18 protein-coding genes are annotated in these 17,877 nt (G+C 62.4%); 3 read left to right on the top strand and 15 right to left on the bottom strand.

All coding sequences use genetic code 11. The features are described 5' to 3' along the window. Positions 1-8 precede the first annotated feature (8 nt). Positions 9-149 carry a DUF1127 domain-containing protein gene (locus EN807_RS24130; RefSeq protein WP_023802557.1) on the top strand — a complete coding sequence of 47 codons (141 nt, stop codon included), beginning with the start codon at positions 9-11 and terminating at the stop codon, positions 147-149. 371 nt (positions 150-520) lie between these two features. On the opposite strand, the gene EN807_RS24125 is transcribed toward EN807_RS24130, so the two are convergent. Beyond that, positions 521-1,081, bottom strand: a complete 561-nt coding sequence (locus EN807_RS24125) for a hypothetical protein (protein WP_246684316.1) — start codon at positions 1,079-1,081, stop codon at positions 521-523. Positions 1,082-1,222: 141 nt separating this feature from the next. On the opposite strand from EN807_RS24125, the gene trmFO reads away from it, so the two are divergent. Next, positions 1,223-2,632 (top strand): methylenetetrahydrofolate--tRNA-(uracil(54)-C(5))-methyltransferase (FADH(2)-oxidizing) TrmFO, encoded by a 1,410-nt coding sequence (gene trmFO / locus EN807_RS24120; protein WP_135936949.1) that lies wholly within the window; start codon positions 1,223-1,225, stop codon positions 2,630-2,632. 24 nt (positions 2,633-2,656) lie between these two features. Here the strand turns inward: trmFO and EN807_RS24115 are convergent, their stop codons facing one another. The 4 genes from EN807_RS24115 to yajC all read right to left on the bottom strand — a co-directional run bounded on the left by EN807_RS24115 (position 2,657) and on the right by yajC (position 7,093). Further along, positions 2,657-3,508 (bottom strand): phytoene/squalene synthase family protein, encoded by an 852-nt coding sequence (locus tag EN807_RS24115; protein ID WP_189522563.1) that lies wholly within the window; start codon positions 3,506-3,508, stop codon positions 2,657-2,659. Between the two features lies 1 nt (position 3,509). Next, positions 3,510-3,899: an Mth938-like domain-containing protein gene (locus EN807_RS24110; RefSeq protein WP_135936948.1), complete on the bottom strand. Its 390-nt coding sequence runs from the start codon at positions 3,897-3,899 to the stop codon at positions 3,510-3,512. Between the two features lie 15 nt (positions 3,900-3,914). Continuing rightward, entirely contained in the window at positions 3,915-6,467 is a 2,553-nt protein-coding gene (gene secDF / locus EN807_RS24105; RefSeq protein WP_127317602.1) for a protein translocase subunit SecDF, read from the bottom strand. 287 nt (positions 6,468-6,754) lie between these two features. Beyond that, the gene (gene yajC / locus EN807_RS24100; protein WP_065007771.1) at positions 6,755-7,093 is read right to left on the bottom strand and encodes a preprotein translocase subunit YajC; all 339 of its coding nucleotides are present in this window, start codon (positions 7,091-7,093) and stop codon (positions 6,755-6,757) included. A 290-nt stretch (positions 7,094-7,383) separates the two neighbouring features. Here yajC and EN807_RS24095 point away from each other — a divergent pair, with 290 nt between their 5' ends. Then, positions 7,384-8,259, top strand: coding sequence for an ATP-binding protein (locus EN807_RS24095; protein ID WP_135936947.1), 876 nt, complete (start codon positions 7,384-7,386; stop codon positions 8,257-8,259). Between the two features lie 151 nt (positions 8,260-8,410). Here EN807_RS24095 and EN807_RS24090 read toward each other — a convergent pair whose 3' ends face one another. The 10 genes from EN807_RS24090 to nagZ all read right to left on the bottom strand — a co-directional run bounded on the left by EN807_RS24090 (position 8,411) and on the right by nagZ (position 17,836). Next, the gene (locus EN807_RS24090) at positions 8,411-9,910 is read right to left on the bottom strand and encodes a peptidoglycan DD-metalloendopeptidase family protein (protein ID WP_135936946.1); all 1,500 of its coding nucleotides are present in this window, start codon (positions 9,908-9,910) and stop codon (positions 8,411-8,413) included. 214 nt (positions 9,911-10,124) lie between these two features. After that, a complete protein-coding gene (locus tag EN807_RS24085; RefSeq protein WP_189522562.1) occupies positions 10,125-10,790 on the bottom strand; it encodes a protein-L-isoaspartate(D-aspartate) O-methyltransferase in 666 nt (221 codons plus the stop codon). Further along, positions 10,787-11,545: a 5'/3'-nucleotidase SurE gene (gene surE, locus EN807_RS24080; protein ID WP_135936945.1), complete on the bottom strand. Its 759-nt coding sequence runs from the start codon at positions 11,543-11,545 to the stop codon at positions 10,787-10,789. The genes EN807_RS24085 and surE overlap by 4 nt, the downstream gene beginning before the upstream one ends. Continuing rightward, positions 11,545-12,978, bottom strand: a complete 1,434-nt coding sequence (serS, locus tag EN807_RS24075) for a serine--tRNA ligase (protein WP_135936944.1) — start codon at positions 12,976-12,978, stop codon at positions 11,545-11,547. Before serS ends, surE begins: the two co-directional genes overlap by 1 nt. Positions 12,979-13,135: 157 nt before the next feature. After that, positions 13,136-13,945 (bottom strand): twin-arginine translocase subunit TatC, encoded by an 810-nt coding sequence (gene tatC / locus EN807_RS24070; protein WP_135936985.1) that lies wholly within the window; start codon positions 13,943-13,945, stop codon positions 13,136-13,138. 44 nt (positions 13,946-13,989) lie between these two features. Further along, positions 13,990-14,682 (bottom strand): Sec-independent protein translocase protein TatB, encoded by a 693-nt coding sequence (gene tatB / locus EN807_RS24065; RefSeq protein ID WP_135936943.1) that lies wholly within the window; start codon positions 14,680-14,682, stop codon positions 13,990-13,992. A gap of 29 nt (positions 14,683-14,711) precedes the next feature. Next, positions 14,712-14,933, bottom strand: a complete 222-nt coding sequence (locus tag EN807_RS24060) for a twin-arginine translocase TatA/TatE family subunit (RefSeq protein WP_029353164.1) — start codon at positions 14,931-14,933, stop codon at positions 14,712-14,714. Between the two features lie 179 nt (positions 14,934-15,112). Then, complete coding sequence (gene scpB / locus EN807_RS24055; RefSeq protein ID WP_135936942.1) at positions 15,113-15,892, bottom strand: SMC-Scp complex subunit ScpB; 780 nt, start codon at positions 15,890-15,892, stop codon at positions 15,113-15,115. Next, entirely contained in the window at positions 15,889-16,689 is an 801-nt protein-coding gene (locus tag EN807_RS24050) for a ScpA family protein (protein WP_135936984.1), read from the bottom strand. Before EN807_RS24050 ends, scpB begins: the two co-directional genes overlap by 4 nt. 127 nt (positions 16,690-16,816) lie before the next feature. Beyond that, complete coding sequence (gene nagZ, locus EN807_RS24045; protein ID WP_135936941.1) at positions 16,817-17,836, bottom strand: beta-N-acetylhexosaminidase; 1,020 nt, start codon at positions 17,834-17,836, stop codon at positions 16,817-16,819. Positions 17,837-17,877: the final 41 nt, after the last annotated feature.

The raw sequence follows: 17,877 nt of genomic DNA, 5'->3' as shown, positions 1-17,877 counted from the left end.
GAACGACAATGAACCTGATCCGCAACTATCGTAACTGGCGCGTTTATCGCTCGACGGTTACCGAGCTGGGTCGCCTTTCGAACCGCCAGCTGCATGATCTCGGCATCGTCCGCGAAGAGATCAAGAGCATCGCCCGCAAGGCGATCTAGTCAAGGAATTTCGCCAGGGTCGACCTCCTCCCCGACCCTGACGAATACGGTCAGCCTTCACCTCCTCCCGAGGGTTGACCACAAAAACGGCGCCCGCCGCACCTCCTCCCGCGGCGGGCGCTGTTTCCAAGAGCGAAACGTTCGTCCGCGAGGCGAAACGAATTTCGTCCCAAAAGGGTTTCGCCCCCTTCACCAGGCGAAAGGAATTTCGTCAAAGCCGACCTCCTCCCCGGCGATGACGAATACGGTCGATCTTCACCTCCTCCCGGGGATCGGCCAGCAAAACGACACCCGCCGGACCTCCTCCCCCGGCGGGTGTTGTTGTTTTCAGAGTCGAAGCAGTCCGAGAGCCGTTTGGCGGGAGACTGTCGTCAGTCCAGCGCACCGCTTTCCAGCACGCCCCGTTTCTTCCACTGGCTCAGCGGAAAAATGTCCGGTGCGCCGCCCATCGGCGCATACCAGGAATCCACCACCCATTCGGTGCCCCCGCGGTCGCTGATCACCGCCGTCCAATGGGGATAGCGCCCGTCGACAAACAAGCCTCGCGAGGCGTTGTCCTCGACCTTGTGAAACCTGAGCAATTTTCGCTCGGCAAGATAGACCAGCAGCGCATGCGTATTGGTCGATTCGTCGACACAATCCATCTGGCCCCTGATGCGCGATGCACCGAATTCCGACTGCGGCAGATCGCGAATGCCGATGGCCCGGAAAATGCGCTGCTCGAAATAGCGGACCGCCTTCGAAATAGCTGAGCGCTCGGCTTGGGGCGAACCCGCACCCGCACGCAGGATAGAGCGGAAACGCGCGCCGTCACCGGGGCCAAGCGCCAGCATCGTGCGATAGTTGCAGCTGTAGCCGTGGCATATGGGGATCCGCTTGGAAGCCGTCGCGGCCAGTTCGCCGGCGGCCGCTGATCCGCTCATGGCGATCACGACTGTCAAAAAGGTAGCTCCGGCAAAGATCCCGAGACTCCCGTCCATTCTCCGATAGTAGACGATTGCAGCACTTGGCGCCAACAGTGCGACGAACTCATGCAATTGCAATCGCAGCTACAAGGGATTATTTCGGCGCTCATGAACAAGAATCCCATTCACGTCATCGGCGGCGGTCTCGCCGGCTCCGAAGCCGCTTGGCAGGCGGCCGAAGCCGGCGTTCCTGTTGTTCTGCATGAAATGCGTCCCGTGCGCGGCACCGATGCGCACAAGACGGATGGGCTGGCCGAGCTCGTCTGTTCCAATTCCTTCCGTTCCGACGATGCGCAAACCAACGCCGTCGGTCTGCTGCACGCCGAAATGCGGCTGGCCGGTTCGCTGATCATGAGCGCTGGCGATGCCAACCAGGTGCCCGCCGGCGGTGCGCTTGCCGTCGACCGCGACGGATTTTCCGAAGCGGTGACCAAAAAGCTCGAAGCGCACCCGCTCATCACCATCCAGCGCGAGGAAGTGCCCGGCCTGCCGCCGGCGGATTGGGACCAGGCGATCATCGCCACCGGCCCGCTGACCGCACCGTCGCTCGCCCAATCGATCGCGGAAGTGACCGGCGCCGATGCGCTCGCCTTCTTCGATGCCATCGCGCCGATCGTCCATTTCGACACGATCGACATGGACGTTTGCTGGTTCCAGTCACGCTACGACAAGGTCGGGCCTGGCGGCACCGGCAAGGACTACATCAACTGTCCGATGGATAAGGAGCAGTACCTTGCCTTCGTGCGGGCACTCGTCGACGGTCAGAAAACCGAATTCAAGCAATGGGAAGGCACGCCATATTTCGACGGCTGTCTGCCGGTCGAGATCATGGCCGAGCGCGGCGTCGAGACGCTGCGTCATGGGCCGATGAAGCCGATGGGGCTGACCAATGCGCACAACCCATCGGTGAAGGCCTATGCCATCGTGCAACTTCGCCAGGACAATGCGCTGGGCACGCTCTACAACATGGTCGGCTTCCAGACCAAGCTGAAGCATGCCGAGCAGGTGCGCGTGTTCCGCACCATCCCGGGCCTCGAAAACGCCGAGTTCGCTCGCCTCGGCGGCCTGCACCGCAACACCTATATCAATTCGCCGACGCTGCTCGACCATTCGCTGCAGTTGAAATCGCGGCCCGGCCTGCGCTTCGCCGGCCAGATCACCGGCTGCGAAGGCTATGTCGAAAGTGCGGCCATCGGCCTGCTTGCCGGGCGCTTTGCCGCCGCCGAGCGGCTGGGCCACGCGCCGGCGCTGCCGCCGATGACCACAGCCTTTGGCGCGCTGCTCAACCATATCACCGGCGGTCACATCGTTTCCGACGACGAGCCGGGAAAGCGCTCCTTCCAGCCGATGAATATCAATTTCGGCCTGTTTCCCCCTGTGGAAGCGCCGAAAGCCGAGGGAAAGCGCCTGCGCGGCAAGGATAAGACCGTCGTCAAGCGACGTGCGGTGACGTCACGCGCGCTGGCCGACTGCCGCCAATGGCTGGGATTGCCTTCGCGGGCGGAAGCAGCGGAGTAGCAGTTACGGAGTTCGTGTCAGCCTTCAGGCGTCCGGCCAGCCTCGCGTCGCGCGACGCAAGAGCAGCCAATGGCGGCGCCAGGCCGAGAGCTGCGCCACGCGCTTCAGAGGTGAATGAGGAGAACTTCCCATCTTGCCGAGATACGCGCGCGACAAGGCCAGCGGCAAAAATGCCGGTCGCAGCGAAACCGGCAAAGCCGATGCACCGCTTTCGAAAGCGGCAAGATGTTCTTGCGCCAGCGCGATCATCGCGGCGACGGCGCGTTGCGCTCCAGGGCCACCATCGCCCGCAACGAACTCTTCCGGCGAGGACCCTGCGGCCGCCAGAATGTCGGCCGGAACAAAGCATTGCCCGCGCTTGCGATGCAGCGGCAGCAGCAGCAAAAAGCCGGTCATCGCCTGTGCACAACCGGCCCTGCCGGCAAGTTCGGCAAACCGTGGTGCTTCGACGGGATCAAGCACCATCGCTGCAAGCTGGATGAGCGCCGCTGCGGTCTCGCCGCAATAGCCTTCCAGATCGGTCCGCGACGGCATAGGGTCGTCATAGAGATCGAAGATACGGGCTTCGAGCATGTTCTCGAAGGCAGATTTCGGCAGGCGGTGGGCGGAAATCGTGGCCGTCAACGCGTCCGCAACCGGATGGCCGGTGCCTGCCCCGGCGTCCTCGGCTGCGATGACATCGCGCCACCATTGCAGCCGCACTTCGCCGGGCAGCGCCTCGCGGACACGGTCGCGGATGCCTGATATCTCGGCATTGAAGGCATAAAGCGAAAAAAGTGCCTCACGCTTGTCTTCAGGCGCATAGAGCGCGGAAACATAGCGGTCATGGTCGGCGCCTCGCACCGTTTGCATGACGATTTTGGCGTTCTCGCTCACGTCACTCGACGGCAATCAGTGCGGCGGCCACCGCACGGTTTTCCGCCAGAAGAACATTGTAGGTCCGCACGGCCGCGCCGGTCGACATCGAATCGGCCGCAATGCCCGCCGCTTTCAGCGCGGTACGCAACGCGGCCGGCAACGGCTTGAGATCCTTGCCGGCGCCGACCAGCAGGATCTCGACCTTGTCAGCTTCATTGAGCAGCTTGGCGAAATCCGCCGCCGTCAGTGCCAGGGGATCGGCCGGCTCCCAACCGTAGATGCCCGACGGCAGGCACAGAAGCGAGCCGCGATGCGACATGTCGGCGAAACGAAACCCGCCATTGCCATAGGCGTCGATCGGCGCGCGGCCGGGGAAATGCGCTTCGCGGATGACGATGCCTTTGATCACCCCGTTGGCCGCCCGTCAGGTCGCCAGGGCTTTGCCGCCGCTCACCGGCTTCTCCTCATCGGCCGTCGCGGCCTGCGGCCGCAGCTTGAACAGGATGAGGAGTGGTGCGGCGATAAAGATCGACGAATAGGTTCCGAAGACCACGCCGAACAGCATCGCCAGCGTGAACGAGCGGATCACCTCGCCGCCGAACAGCACCAGCGCCAGCAGCGCTAGCATCGTAGTCACCGAGGTCAGCGTCGTTCTGGACAGCGTCTCGTTGATGGCGTTATTCAACAATTGCGGCAGCGGCATTCTCTTGTATTTTCGTAGGTCTTCGCGAACACGGTCATAGACGACGATCGTGTCATTGAGCGAATAGCCGATGATGGTGAGTATCGCCGCAAGCGACGACTGGTTGAATTCGAGACCGGTGATGACGAAGAAGCCGATTGTCATGACCACATCGTGGACTGTGGCGATGATGGCGCCGACCGCAAACTGCCATTCGAAACGGAACCAGACATAGATCAGGATTCCGAGCAGTGCGATCAGCATGGCAATGGTGCCTTGCTTGGCGAGTTCGCCGGAAACCGTCGGTCCCACCACCTCGACGCGGCGGAAATCGTAATGGTCCTGCAACTCGCCGCGCACCTTGTCGATGACGGTCTGTTCGGCGTTCTCGCCGCCCTCCTGCGTGCCGACGCGAATCAAGACGTCATTCGGGTCGCCGAACTGCTGCACCTGCACTTCGCCGATGTTGAGTTCCGAAAGCCTGCCGCGGATGTCGGCGATATCAGCGGTGCCATCCTTGGCCTGGACCTCGATCAGCGAACCGCCCTTGAAGTCGATGCCGTAATTGATGTCGACAGTCATGAACAGCACGACCGCCAGGATCGACAGCACGCTGGACAGCGCGAATGTCCAGCGGCGGATGCCCATGAACGGAATTCTCGTGCCCGGCGGGACGAAGGTCACCGGCGCGCGCGGTAACTCCTTCGGGCGGGCGCGGCGAAGCCAGATCGACACCAGTAGCCGGGTGAAAGTGAACGCGGTGAAGACGGTGGTCAGAATGCCGATGGCGAAGGTTACGGCAAAGCCCTTCACCGGTCCGGTCCCGAGCCAGAACAGCACCACGGTCGCGATCAGCGAGGTGACGTTCGAATCGACGATGGTCGCCAGCGCTTTCGAAAAGCCGGTATCGATCGCCTGGATGACCGAGCGACCGTTTCGCCGTTCCTCGCGAATGCGCTCGTAGATGAGAACGTTTGAATCGACCGCCATGCCGATGGTCAGCACGATACCGGCGATGCCCGGCAATGTCAGTGTCGCGCCAAGCAACGACAACAACGCGATGATCATCGCCACATGCACCGCCAGCGCGATGTTGGCAATGAAGCCGAGGAAGCCATAGGCCACGAACATGAAAACGACGACGAGGATGGAGCCGATCACGCCGGCGACCTTGCCGGCGTGAATGGAATCCTCGCCGAGCCCAGGCCCTACCGTGCGCTCTTCGATCACCGTCAGCGTCGCCGGCAGCGCGCCGGCACGCAACAGCACGGCGAGGTCGTTGGCGCTCTCGGCGGTGAAGTTGCCCGAGATCTGGCCGCTGCCGCCAAGGATCGGTTCGCGGATCTGCGGCGCCGAAATCACCTGATTGTCCAGAATGATGGCAAACAGCTTGCCGACGTTTTGTGAGGTCGCCTGGCCGAAGCGCGCCGCTCCCTTGGAATCGAAGGTGAACGAAACCACCGGCTCGTTGGTCTGGGAATTGTACGTCGCCTGCGCATCGACGAGATTTTCACCCGAAACGATGACGCGGTTCTCGATCAGATACGGAACCGGTGGATCATCCTGCGAATACAGAACCGAGGATCCCGCCGGCGGACGACCGTTGAGCGCGTCCTGCACCGGCATGGTCTGATCGACCATCTGGAAGGTCAGCTTGGCGGTCTGGCCAAGAATATCCTTCAGCCTTTGCGGATCCTGCAGGCCCGGCACCTGGACCAGAATGCGGTCTTCGCCTTGGCGTTGCACGATCGGCTCGGTGGTGCCGAGTTCGTTGACGCGGCGCTCGACGACCTCAAGCGACTGCGCCAGCGCCGTGGACGTGCGGTATTTGATGCCGGCATCGGTGACGGTGAATTTGAGCAGGCCGGGCTCGGAATCATCCAGCGACATCTCCTGGACCGAGCCGCCGCTGAACAGGCCGGCGGCCACCGGGTCAGTCAGTGTCTTCAGCGCCGTCTTGGCGGCATCGACCTGGCCGGGATCAGTGATGCGGACCTGCACGGTCCGGCCTGATCCGGCAAGGCCGGTATAACCGATCTTGGCATCGCGCAGCAGCGTCCTGATTTGGTCGCGCGTCGTCTCCAGCCGATCCTTGGTCAGATCGTTCGGATCCATCCTGAGCAGGATATGCGAGCCGCCCTGCAGATCGAGGCCGAGCGTCATCTGGCGCTTCGGCACCCAGTTAGGAAGCTGGGCCAGCGTGCTGGCAGAGAAAAGATTGGGCGCGGCGAGGATCACTGTGGCGGCCACGGCCAGCCAGATCAGGATCATCTTGAAGCGCGAGAAATAAAGCATATGGCGTCGTCCGTCAGGGCATTCTGGCGGATCGTTCCGCCTGGAATCGGGTTATATCTTGGCGTTCTGGTTCGCCAGCGGCTCGTCGTTGGTCCGCACATGGGCAATTATCGAGCACGGGTCAGTCACTTTGGTGCTGCCATCGGGCCTTCTTCAACTATTGTCAATCTTGCCGGCAAGGGGCCGGCGCGCAATGGCATCACGATATCGTTGGCGCCCTGTGACGAGTGGCCAGCCAAGATTTTCGGTCAGGGCGTTCCTGGCGGATCGTTCCGCCGACAATTCGGTTATTTCTTGGCGTTCTGGTTCGCCACCGGCTCGCCCTTGACGCGCACATCGGCGATCGTCGAGCGCAGCGCCGTTACCTTGGTGCCACCGCCGAGATCGATCTCGAGTTCGTTGTCGTCGATCACCTTGGTCACCTTGCCGACGAAACCGCCGCCAGTGATGACCGTGTCGCCGCGACGAACCGCCGCCAGCATCTCGCCGCGCTTCTTCAACTGCGTGCGCTGCGGCCGGATGATCAGAAAATACATGATCACGAAAATCAGAACAAACGGCAAAATGCTGATGAACATATCCGGGGAGGTGCCGACGCCTTGGGCATATGCCGGTGTCACGAACATCGAGGTACTCCTGAATTTTGAAAAACAGCCGCCAAACCGTCCTGGGGAAATTTGGCGGCCCCGTGAAATTTGGCCGGAATATAGTCGGTAAAGTTACCAATGCAACTGCGGCCAGGCATTTCAGCTGCTTTTCCGGCTGGTTGAGCCGTGTTAGAGCATGATCCCAAAAAATGGAGTGCGGTTTCGGAAAAGATCATGCTCTAACAAAAGGTTGGAGCCGGTTCCGAAACCGCCGGAATCAAATAGGTTCCGTTGTCACACTCCTGAATGCAAAAACAAAAAGACAAGAGATGAGCGACAGCACCATTGAAGCCCTGAACAAGAAGCTAGACCGTCTAATCGAGGCGGTCGCCCGCCTCGCCCCGCCGCCGGTGCCGGAAACCGACCTCGGCGAGGCCGATTGCTTCGTCTGGCAGGCTGATCCCGGCTATATGGAGTCGGTGCTCAAGGTCAACCGCGTCGACATCGGCCTGATCCGCGGCGTCGACCGCGTCCGCGACATACTGGTCGACAACACCGAGCGCTTCGCCTCCGGTTACGCAGCCAACAACGTGCTGTTGTGGGGCGCACGGGGCATGGGCAAGTCCTCGCTGGTCAAGGCCGTGCATGCGGCGGTCAATGCCTCGGCAAAGCTGGACCTGCCGCTCAAGCTCATCGAGATCCATCGCGAGGACATCGACACGCTGCCGAAGCTGATGAATTTGCTGAAGGCAGCACCTTACCGGTTCATCCTGTTTTGCGACGATCTCTCCTTCGACCACGACGACACGTCCTACAAGTCGCTGAAGGCGGCGCTGGAAGGCGGCGTTGAGGGCCGCCCGGCCAATGTTATCTTCTACGCCACTTCAAACCGGCGGCACCTACTGCCGCGCGACATGATCGACAATGAGCGCTCGACCGCCATCAACCCGTCAGAGGCGGTCGAGGAAAAAGTCTCGCTGTCCGACCGTTTCGGCCTCTGGCTCGGCTTCCACAAATGCTCGCAGGACGAGTATCTCGACATGGTCGACGGCTATGTCCGCCACCACGGCCTTGCCATCGATCCCGAGACGCTGCGCGCCGAGGCGCTGGAATGGGCGACGACGCGCGGCAGCCGTTCGGGCCGCGTTGCCTGGCAATTCACCCAGAATCTGGCAGGCCGGCTCGGCAAATCGCTCAAAGATTAGGGACGAAGACGGAAAAAACCCGCCCCTTGCGGAGCGGGCTGAGCCGGCGGGCCGGACTGGAGGTCAGGCGGCGCGCAATTGCTTTTCTTGTTCTAATCGAGATAGGTCGACGGATCGACTTTCTTTTGTAGGTCGAAGGATCGACTTTCTTTTATTCAAGATAGGTCGAAGGATCGACCGGCGCTGAATTCTTGCGCACTTCGAAATGCAGTTTCGGCGAGTCGGTGGTACCGCTCATGCCGGACTGCGCGATTTCCTGGCCGCGCTTGACCTTCTGGCCGCGCTGGACCTCGATCGAGCGGGTGTGGCCATAGACAGTGACCAACCCGTTCTCGTGGCGTACCAGCACCGTATTGCCGAATTCCTTGAGGCCATCGCCGGCGTAAATGACGACACCGTTCTCGGCCGCCTTGACCGGGGTTCCTTCCGGCACCGCGATGTCGACACCATCCTTGCCGCCGCCAAAGCTGGAGATCACGCGGCCGCGTACCGGCCAGCGCATCTTGCCGATACCGGTGGCGTTTGGCGCCACCGCGTCGTCGTCCTCGGCCTGCTGGATGACCTTGGCATCCTTCCTCGGCGGCGTGTAGGCGGCGAGCGTCTCCGACGGCGTGGTCTTTGCCGCAGGCGGGGTGGTGGCAGTCGTTACCGGATCGACCTTTGCCGGCTTGGCACCGGCAACCGTCGCGGTTCCGCCGGCCGGCACCTTCAGGGTCTGGCCGATCTTGAGCAGACCGTCTTGCATGCCGTTCGCCTGCTTCAACGCAACCACGCCGACGCCGGTCTTCCTGGCGATCGCCGACAGCGTATCGCCCTGCTGGACCGTATAGGTGCCGCCGGCACTAGTCGTCTTGGGGGCGGCTTTTCCGTCCTTCGGCTGGCTTGCTGCGGCCGATGCATCCACCTGCGCGGCGGACTTGCCCTCCTTGAGCTTCGGCTGCTGCGGCAGCACGGCCACCATCTCCGGCGCCTTGGCCGGCAAATCGTGCTTGGTGTCGTTCGCAGGCTTGGCGTCCGCAAGCTTCGGCGCCGGTTTCTTGCCCGAATAGGCATAGGCCGGGATGACGAGCTTTTGGCCGGTCTTCAGCCCGTTGGTCGCGCTTAGCCCATTGACCTTCATGAGGGCATCGGCGGGCACGCCGTAGCGCCGCGACAGGCCGGAAATGGTCTCGCCGTCCTTGACGACGATCTCGGTAGCACGCGGTGCGCCGCCTGCCGTCGCCATGCGCGGAGCATCAGACTGTGCGTCCTTGAACGGCTTTGCCGCTGTCCCCGTTGCGATCCGGTCGACCTGGGGGGCGGCTGGCGCAGAAGCGGTGCGAGCCGGACTGGCGGCGGGCGCCGGCTGCGACTGGCTGACCGGCGGCAATTGCTGCGTCGTAACCGGCTCGAGGCTTGAGCGGCTGACCGACTGGGTATGGCTGCCGTCGAGCGGCGCGGCCGACACCGGCGCATCGCCAGGATAAGGCTGTGCAGCGTCCTGCTTGTCGATGATGGCGCGCTGGTTGTTGGTCGAGGAGGTAAAGACGTCATCGACGCTGTTGAACCGCGAGACCTGGGAACTGCATCCCGCCGCGGTGCCCGCAACCATGAGGACAGCGAAACCACGCGCCAGGTTGCGTCCGTTTGCCTTCAAAATACTGAATTGCATCGCTTTTACCCGCAGATACCCGGTACAGACTGACCGTGATTAAAGCGCGTTAATGTTACTGGTCGGTTAAACCTCTAGAATCAGACGCAAATTTTCTTAAAATATTTAAGGCTGGACCTGTCGGGCTGAGGTTCAGGTAAGGCCCCGGTCGCGGACGGGCGCGAAGCGACCAGACCGGTCGGTTGCGGCCATCACCTGAACTATCGACAGATCCCTAGATGACCGCGGCTACGCTGCGCAGGATCGGCTGCAGGCGGACGAGGCCGATGTCCTCGCGTTCGAAGCGGCTGCCGACCTTGGTCAATTTGGCCAGCACCTGCTCGCCCTCCTCGGGTCCGATCGGGGCGATGACGATGCCGCCGCTCGACAATTGGTCGAGCAGGAACCGCGGCAGGCTGTCGAAGGCCGCCCACGCGACAATACGGTCGAACGGCGCTTCATTGGCCAGTCCGTTGGAGCCGTCCGCTTGGCGCACGATGACGTTGCCGATGCCGAGCGCCTCGAAGCGCTGTTTGGCCTGCTCGGCCAGCGTCTTGTAGCGGTCGATGGTGACGACCCGCGCGGCAAGTCGCGACATCACCGCCGCCGTGTAGCCCGACCCGGTGCCGATCTCGAGCACCCGGTTGCCCGGCTCGACTGCAAGCGCTGCGATCACCGCGGCTTGCAGATCGGCGCCCTCGATCGCCTCGCCGCATTCGATCGGCAGCATACGGTCCGACCAGGCGATCGGATGGAACTGCGCGGAAAGGAAGCCGCGCCGCGGCGTCGCCTCGAAGGCGGCGATCAGCGCCTTCGGCACCACGCCCTTGCCACGCAGGCGGAGCAGGAAAGCGGCGAAGCCTTCGCGGTCGTCGAGCGTCGGACCGTGGTTCAGGTTCATGCGAGCGCCTTGGTCAGTTGATCGCGGATTTCATGAGCGGTGAGATCGAGCTGCAGCGGCGTTACTGACACCAGCCGGTTGCGCATGGCATAGAGGTCGGTGCCTTGCTTGCCCTCGACCGGCTCGCGGCCGAAGCGCAGCCAATAATAGGGAAGTCCGCGGCCGTCGCGGCGCTCGTCGACCCACAGGCTGTGGACGAGCTTGCCTTGCGAGGTGACCACCGTGCCGGCGATCTCTTCGGGAAGGCAATTGGGAAAATTGACGTTGAGCAGCACGCCGTCCGGCAGCGGCATGGCGACAAGCTTCTTGAGCAGCGCCGGCGCCAGCGCCTCGGTGGTCTCGTAGGGTACGACGCGATCCTCGCCGACATAGGAATAGGCCTGGCTGAAGGCGATCGAGCGCACGCCGAGCAGCGCGCCTTCCATGGCGCCGGCGACGGTGCCCGAATAGGTAACGTCGTCGGCGATGTTGGCGCCGGAATTGACGCCGGACAGTATCAGGTCGGGGGCTGCCGGCAGGATCTTCTTCACGCCCATGATGACGCAGTCGGTCGGCGTGCCGCGCACGGCGAAGTGTTTTTCGCCGATCTTGCGCAGGCGCAGCGGCTCCGAGATCGACAGCGAATGCGCGTAGCCGGACTGGTCCTGCTCCGGCGCCACCACCCAGACGTCGTCCGACAGCGTGCGGGTGATGCGTTCAAGCGATGCAAGGCCCTCGGCATGGATGCCGTCATCATTGGTCAGGAGGATGCGCATTATTTCGATTCGATCTTTTCCAGACCGCCCATGTAAGGCCGAAGCGCTTCAGGAATGGTTACGCTGCCATCCTCATTCTGGTAGTTTTCGATGACAGCAATCAGAGCGCGGCCGACGGCGGTGCCGGAGCCGTTCAGCGTGTGAACGAAGCGATTGGCCTTGCCGTCCTTGTCCTTGTAGCGGGCGTCCATGCGCCGCGCCTGGAAATCGCCGCAGACCGAGCAGGACGAAATCTCGCGATAGGCGTTCTGGCCCGGCAGCCAGACCTCGATGTCATAGGTCTTGCGCGCGCCAAAGCCCATGTCGCCGGTGCACAGTGTCACGGTGCGGAACGGCAGACCGAGACGCTTCAGCACGGTCTCGGCGCATTCGGTCATCCGCTCGTGCTCGGCAAGCGACGAGTCCTGGTCGGTGATCGACACCAGTTCGACCTTGTAGAACTGGTGCTGGCGCAGCATGCCGCGGGTGTCGCGCCCGGCCGAGCCGGCTTCCGAGCGGAAGCACGGCGTCAGCGCCGTGTAGCGCAGCGGCAGCTTTTCGTGAGGCGTGATGTCCTCGCGCACGAGGTTTGTAAGCGGCACTTCGGCGGTCGGGATGAGCCAAAACTGTTCATGAGTCTCGGCACGTTCAAATATTTCATCCACCAAGTCCGGCAGGGGGACCCTTCCCTCGCAAAGTTTTCGGACATCCTCAGCGGTCGTGTACTCGACCAAGGTCTCCTTGCCCAATTTTGAACGGCCCGGAATATCCGCACCGATAAAGAGATCCTCTCCAAATTTCGGCAGTTGCCCGGTGCCGTACATCACCTCGTCCCGCACCATCAGCGGCGGTTGGACCTCCTCATAGCCATGCTCGGTCGTGTGCAGGTCCAGCATGAACTGGCCGAGCGCGCGCTCCATCCGCGCCAGTCCGCCCTTCAGCACGGTGAAGCGCGAGCCGGACAGCTTCGCCGCCCGCTCGAAATCCATCATGCCGAGCGCTTCGCCGATTTCGAAATGCTCCTTCACCCAGTTCGGGCGCGTCGGCACCTTGCCGACGATGCGCTTGACGACATTATCGTGCTCGTCCTTGCCGATCGGCACGTCGTCGAGCGGCACATTGGGCAGCACCGCCAACGCGTCGTTCAGCGCCTTGTCGAGTTCGCGTTCGCGCGCCTCGCCGTTCTGGATGAAGGCCTTGATCTCGCCGACCTCGGCTTTGAGTTTCTCGGCAAGGGCGGCGTCGCCCGAACGCATGGCGTTGCCGATCTCCTTCGAGGCGGCGTTGCGGCGCTTCTGCCTGGTCTGCAGCTCGGTCAGATGTTCGCGCCGCGCCTCGTCCCTGGCGATCAGATCATCGACCGCGGACTGCGCGTCATCGCTGGACCACGAGCGCTTCTTGAGCGCCTCGACAAGGGCCTTCGGGTTGTCGCGAATCCATTTGATGTCAAGCATGGTCTTGAACGCTCCTGAGCTAGGCCAGAGGGCGTAAACCGCATCCTTGACCGATGCAAGACGTCAAAGTCGAGTTCCTTCACGCCCCTGTCCGGCAGGGCAGAGGTGGGCGCTGTCCCGCAAATTTTTGAAGATAAAGCTACCCGCCTCAAGCAGCCTACGTCGACGACGCGTCCGCTGCCTTTTCGGCCGCCGCTTCCGCAGCCTCCCGCTTCTCGCGCGCCAGACGTTCCCGTTCCTTGCTGCGCTCGATCAGCCGGGCCGACCAGATTGAGACCTCGTAGAGAATGATCGTGGGGATGGCGAGGCCAATCTGGCTTATCGGGTCGGGCGGTGTCAGCACAGCAGCCACCACGAAGGCGATGACGATCGCCCATTTGCGCTTTTCAACCAGCGCCTCGGACGACAGCATGCCCACCCGCGCCATCAGGCTGGTCACCACCGGCAACTGGAACACCAGCCCGAAGGAGAAGATCAGCGTCATGATCAGGCTGAGATATTCCGACACTTTCGGCAGCAGCGAAATCTGCACCTGGTCGTCGGTGCCGGCCTGCTGCATGGCGAGGAAGAACCACATCACCATCGGCGTGAAGAAGAAATAGACCAGCGACGCGCCTATCAGGAACAGGATCGGCGAAGCGATAAGGAACGGCAGGAAAGCGCTGCGTTCATTCTTGTAGAGGCCGGGCGCGATGAATTTATAGATCTGCGTGGCGATCAGCGGAAAGGCGATCACCATGCCGCCGAACATCGCCAGCTTGACCTGGGTGAAGAAGAATTCCTGCGGCGCCGTGTAAATCAGCTCGACTTTGTGCGGGTCGAGCCCTGCCCATTGGGTCGCCCATTTGAACGGGATAACCAACAGGTTGAACAGTTGCTTGGCGAAGAAGAAGCAGAACAGGAAGGCGACGAAGAACCCGGCGATCGACCACATCAGCCGCCGGCGCAACTCGATCAGATGCTCCATCAGCGGAGCCGCCGATTTATCGATCTCGTCCTTTTCCGAAATGCTCACTTGGCGGCTCCCGCCATCTTTTTGGCGGCTGCAGTCGGCTTCTTCACTGCTGCCGGTGCAGGCTTCGGCTCGGCCTTTTTAGCTGCGTTCTTCGTCGCGGCAGGTTTTGCGGCTGCTGCCGCTGGCCTCGCTGCGGCCTTGGAGGCCGGCATCGCTTTCGCTGGCGCGGCCTTCTTCTTCGCTGCCGCGGCCTTTTGCGGTGCAGCCGGCGTCGCCGTCGCGACAGGCGGTGTCACCACCGACTCATCTGTCATCGCCGGGAAGGTCGGCGCCGCCGGCGCCGCTTCCGGGGCGTTGACGCCCGGCAGCACCGTCGCGCCATTCTTCAGCTCGGTATCCTGCGGCGTCGAAGCAGCTGGCGTGACCGGGTCGACTGCTGGCTTCGGCTTCATCACCGCGTCGACGCCTGAACGGACATCGGCTGCCGCCTGCTCGAACGGGTTGAGCTGTTTCCTGATCTCGGCGGCCGGGTTGAGGCTTCTGAGTGAGTCGACCGACTTCTTGACGTCGTCAAGCTCGGCCTCCTTCAGCGCGTCGTTGAACTGTTTCTGGAAGTCGGCTGCCATACCGCGCATCTTCGCCGTCGTGCGGCCGAAAGTGCGCAGCATCTTTGGCAAATCCTTGGGCCCGACGACCACGATCATGACGATCGCGATCACCAGCATCTCGGTCCAGCCGATGTCGAACATGGCGATGCGTTCCGACTAAAGTTTTGGGCTCAGCTCTTGCTGGCCTTTTCCTTCACTGCCGAAACGGTTTCGTCGGCACGGTGTTCAACGGTGCGCTTGTCCTCGGCAACCTCGTCGTCGGCCATGCCCTTCTTGAAGCTCTTGATACCCTTGGCCATGTCACCCATCAGCTCGGGAATCTTGCCGCGGCCGAACACCAGCAGCACGATCACCAGCACGATCAGCCAGTGCCAAATCGAAAATGAACCCATAACAATCTCTCTCGAAAGTTTTCTCTGACGATGATCTATGCGCTTTCGCGTCGGGATTCAAACACAACCGCGACAGAGTTTTATAAATCAGTGGCCGAAGTCACGCACTTTCGGCGCCATAGCCCGCTACCAATCGGCGCAGCCGCGAAATACCAACGGCTTTCGGCACGTCGTTTGGGTCAATCTTCCTCGACGCGCGGCGTCAACAGGCCGAGTTCCTCAAGGTCGATGTCGGTCAGCGGATCCTCGTCGTCGGTCAGCGCATCCGGATCGGCCGGTGGCAGCGGAATGGTAAAATTCGACGGCATGCGGCCCGAAAGCAGCCCTGCACCCTTCAATTCCTCCATGCCGGGAAGGTCGCGGATCTCCTCCAGCGCGAAGTGGTCGAGGAAGATGTCGGAGGTGCCGTAGGTGACGGGACGGCCGGGCGTGCGGCGCCGGCCGCGCATCTTCACCCATTCGGTCTCCATCAGTGTGTCCAGCGTACCCTTCGAGGTCTCGACGCCTCTGATGTCCTCGATCTCGGCGCGCGTCACCGGCTGGTGGTAAGCGATGATCGCCAGCACTTCGAGCGCCGCGCGGGAGAGCTTCCTCTGCTGGACCGTGTCGCGGCTCATCAGGAAGGCGAGATCGCCGGCGGTACGGAACGCCCAGGCATCGGAGACGCGCACCAGATTGACGCCCCGCCGCGCATAAATCTGCTGCAGCTCGGCCATCGCCGCGGCAATGTTGATGCCGTCAGGCAGGCGTGCGGCAAGCTGCTTTTCGCTGACCGGCTCGGCGCTGGCGAAAACGATCGCCTCGGCCATACGCACGGCTTCCGCCATATGCAGCCGCTCGCCAGGGTTCAGGGACAAGTTCTGGGTCTGGCTTTCTGCCGATGCCCCGGCGAGCACGCCCTCTTCGGTCTCGTCGTCGACCTTGAACGGAATGACCGAAGCGTTGGCGCGTTCACTCATGATGCCACCTCGACTGCCCTGATACCTTGCGCACGGCCGCGCAGATAGAGCGGCGCGAACACCTCGTCCTGCCGCATTTCCATTTTGCCTTCGCGCACCAGTTCCAGCGTCGCCGCAAACGAACTGGCAATCGCGGTACGCCGCTCGTCCGGGTCGATCAGGTATTCGACCAGGAAACTGTCCAGCGCCCTCCAATCGGCAAGCGAGCCGATCAGCCTGTTCAGGATGTCGCGTGCATCCTTGAGTGACCACACACCGCGCTTGGCGATCGTCACATTGGTGATCGCCTGCTTCTGGCGTTGCGCCGCATAGGCGGTCAGCAGATCGTAGAGCGAGGCCGAATAAGCGTTGCGCTTCTCGACGATGACCATTTCCGGCATGCCGCGGGCGAACACGTCGCGCCCGAGCCGGTTGCGGTTGACCAGCCGTGCCGCCGCGTCGCGCATCGCTTCCAGCCGCTTCAAACGGAATTGCAGCACCGCCGCCAGTTCCTCGCCGCTTTCGCCGTCGTCGCCGGGTTGCTTTGGGATCAAAAGCTTCGACTTGAGAAACGCCAGCCACGCCGCCATCACCAGATAGTCGGCGGCAAGCTCCAGCCTGAGCGCCCTCACCTTCTCGACGAAGGCCAGATATTGCTCGGCCAGCGCCAGGATCGAGATGCGCGACAGATCGACCTTCTGGTTGCGGGCAAGATGCAGCAGAAGATCGAGCGGGCCCTCGAAACCGTCGACATCGACGACCAGCGCGGGATCGCCGGTCAGCCGCGAATCGTCGTTCTCGGCCCACAGACGGTCCATCGGTGCGGCCTTGCCGGCCTTGTTGTCCAATGTTTCCGCCACTTCCTGTTGCTTTCCTTTGCTTCTATCTTCTTGTTTGACCATGATCTGTTCCGAACAACCGGCTCCGATTTTTCGGGATCATGGTCTAGGCCACCGCATCGAAATAGGTGGCGAATTCGGCGCGTATCTCGGCTTCATCAGCCCGATCGCGGTTCTTGATATAGGTCAGCGCCCGTTGCGCGCGTTGCAGCGACGTGCCTTCAAGCCCCGTTGTGCGCGACGCAATGCCGGCCATCTCCTCGAAAACGCCATTGCAGTGAAGGACCAGATCGCAGCCCGCCGCAAGGATCGCGGCCGCCTTTGTCGGGAAATCCCCAGAAAGTGCCTTCATCGAGGTGTCGTCGCTCATCAGCAGCCCGTCGAAGCCGATTTCGCCGCGGATGATCTCATCGATGACCTTGCCGGATGTCGTGGCCGGGTTCTTCGGGTCGATCGCGCTGTAGACGACATGCGCCGTCATCGCCATCGGCAAATGATTGAGCTCCCTGAACGGGGCGAAATCATGCCGCTGCAAGTCGCTCATCGAGGCATCGACGGTCGGCAGTTCGAAATGCGTGTCGGCAAAGGCCCGCCCATGCCCGGGAATATGCTTCATCACCGGCAGCACGCCGCCCGACATCAGGCCCTCCGCCGCTGCGCGACCCAGTTCGATGACGGAACGAGGCTCCTTGCCATATGCGCGCGCGCCGATGACGTCGCTGGCGCCCTCGATCGGAACGTCGAGCACCGGCAGGCAATCCGCCGTGATGCCGTAGCGCAGCAGGTCGAAGGCATGCAGCCGTGCCATCAGCCAGGCGGCGCGGTTGCCGGCGTCGTGGTCGTTGCGCCACAGGGCCCCGAGCGCGCCACCGGCCGGATAATTCGGCGCCAACGGCGGGCGCAGGCGCTGCACCCGGCCGCCTTCCTGGTCGATGAACACCGGGGCGTCCGGGCGCTCGATACAGTCGCGCATCGCGGCGACCAGATCGCGGATCTGCTCGGTCTCGGCGATGTTGCGCGCAAACAGGATGAATCCCCACGGGCATTCATTGCGATAGAAATTGATTTCTTCGCGTGTGAGCGATTTCCCGGCGCAGCCGAGGATCATGGATTTTGATTCGGTCATGGGCAGGAGTTTAGAGCTTCACGCGGACAAAGGGAATCGCA

It is taken from the genome of Mesorhizobium sp. M5C.F.Ca.ET.164.01.1.1 (assembly GCF_004792125.1).
Taxonomy (GTDB): domain Bacteria; phylum Pseudomonadota; class Alphaproteobacteria; order Rhizobiales; family Rhizobiaceae; genus Mesorhizobium; species Mesorhizobium wenxiniae.
This window is presented reverse-complemented; position numbering and strand designations above follow the sequence as displayed.

Excerpts from the sequence above, each read along its gene's own strand:
- EN807_RS24060 (WP_029353164.1), bottom strand. The coding sequence starts at position 14,933 with ATGGGTTCATTTTCGATTTGGCACTGGCTGATCGTGCTGGTGATCGTG.
- nagZ (WP_135936941.1), bottom strand. The coding sequence starts at position 17,836 with ATGACCGAATCAAAATCCATGATCCTCGGCTGCGCCGGGAAATCGCTC.
- tatB (WP_135936943.1), bottom strand. The coding sequence starts at position 14,682 with ATGTTCGACATCGGCTGGACCGAGATGCTGGTGATCGCGATCGTCATG.
- tatC (WP_135936985.1), bottom strand. The coding sequence starts at position 13,945 with ATGGAGCATCTGATCGAGTTGCGCCGGCGGCTGATGTGGTCGATCGCC.
- secDF (WP_127317602.1), bottom strand. The coding sequence starts at position 6,467 with ATGCTTTATTTCTCGCGCTTCAAGATGATCCTGATCTGGCTGGCCGTG.
- yajC (WP_065007771.1), bottom strand. The coding sequence starts at position 7,093 with ATGTTCGTGACACCGGCATATGCCCAAGGCGTCGGCACCTCCCCGGAT.
- EN807_RS24095 (WP_135936947.1), top strand. The coding sequence starts at position 7,384 with ATGAGCGACAGCACCATTGAAGCCCTGAACAAGAAGCTAGACCGTCTA.
- trmFO (WP_135936949.1), top strand. The coding sequence starts at position 1,223 with ATGAACAAGAATCCCATTCACGTCATCGGCGGCGGTCTCGCCGGCTCC.
- EN807_RS24050 (WP_135936984.1), bottom strand. The coding sequence starts at position 16,689 with ATGGACCGTCTGTGGGCCGAGAACGACGATTCGCGGCTGACCGGCGAT.
- EN807_RS24085 (WP_189522562.1), bottom strand. The coding sequence starts at position 10,790 with ATGAACCTGAACCACGGTCCGACGCTCGACGACCGCGAAGGCTTCGCC.
- surE (WP_135936945.1), bottom strand. The coding sequence starts at position 11,545 with ATGCGCATCCTCCTGACCAATGATGACGGCATCCATGCCGAGGGCCTT.
- serS (WP_135936944.1), bottom strand. The coding sequence starts at position 12,978 with ATGCTTGACATCAAATGGATTCGCGACAACCCGAAGGCCCTTGTCGAG.
- EN807_RS24090 (WP_135936946.1), bottom strand. The coding sequence starts at position 9,910 with ATGCAATTCAGTATTTTGAAGGCAAACGGACGCAACCTGGCGCGTGGT.
- EN807_RS24130 (WP_023802557.1), top strand. The coding sequence starts at position 9 with ATGAACCTGATCCGCAACTATCGTAACTGGCGCGTTTATCGCTCGACG.
- scpB (WP_135936942.1), bottom strand. The coding sequence starts at position 15,892 with ATGAGTGAACGCGCCAACGCTTCGGTCATTCCGTTCAAGGTCGACGAC.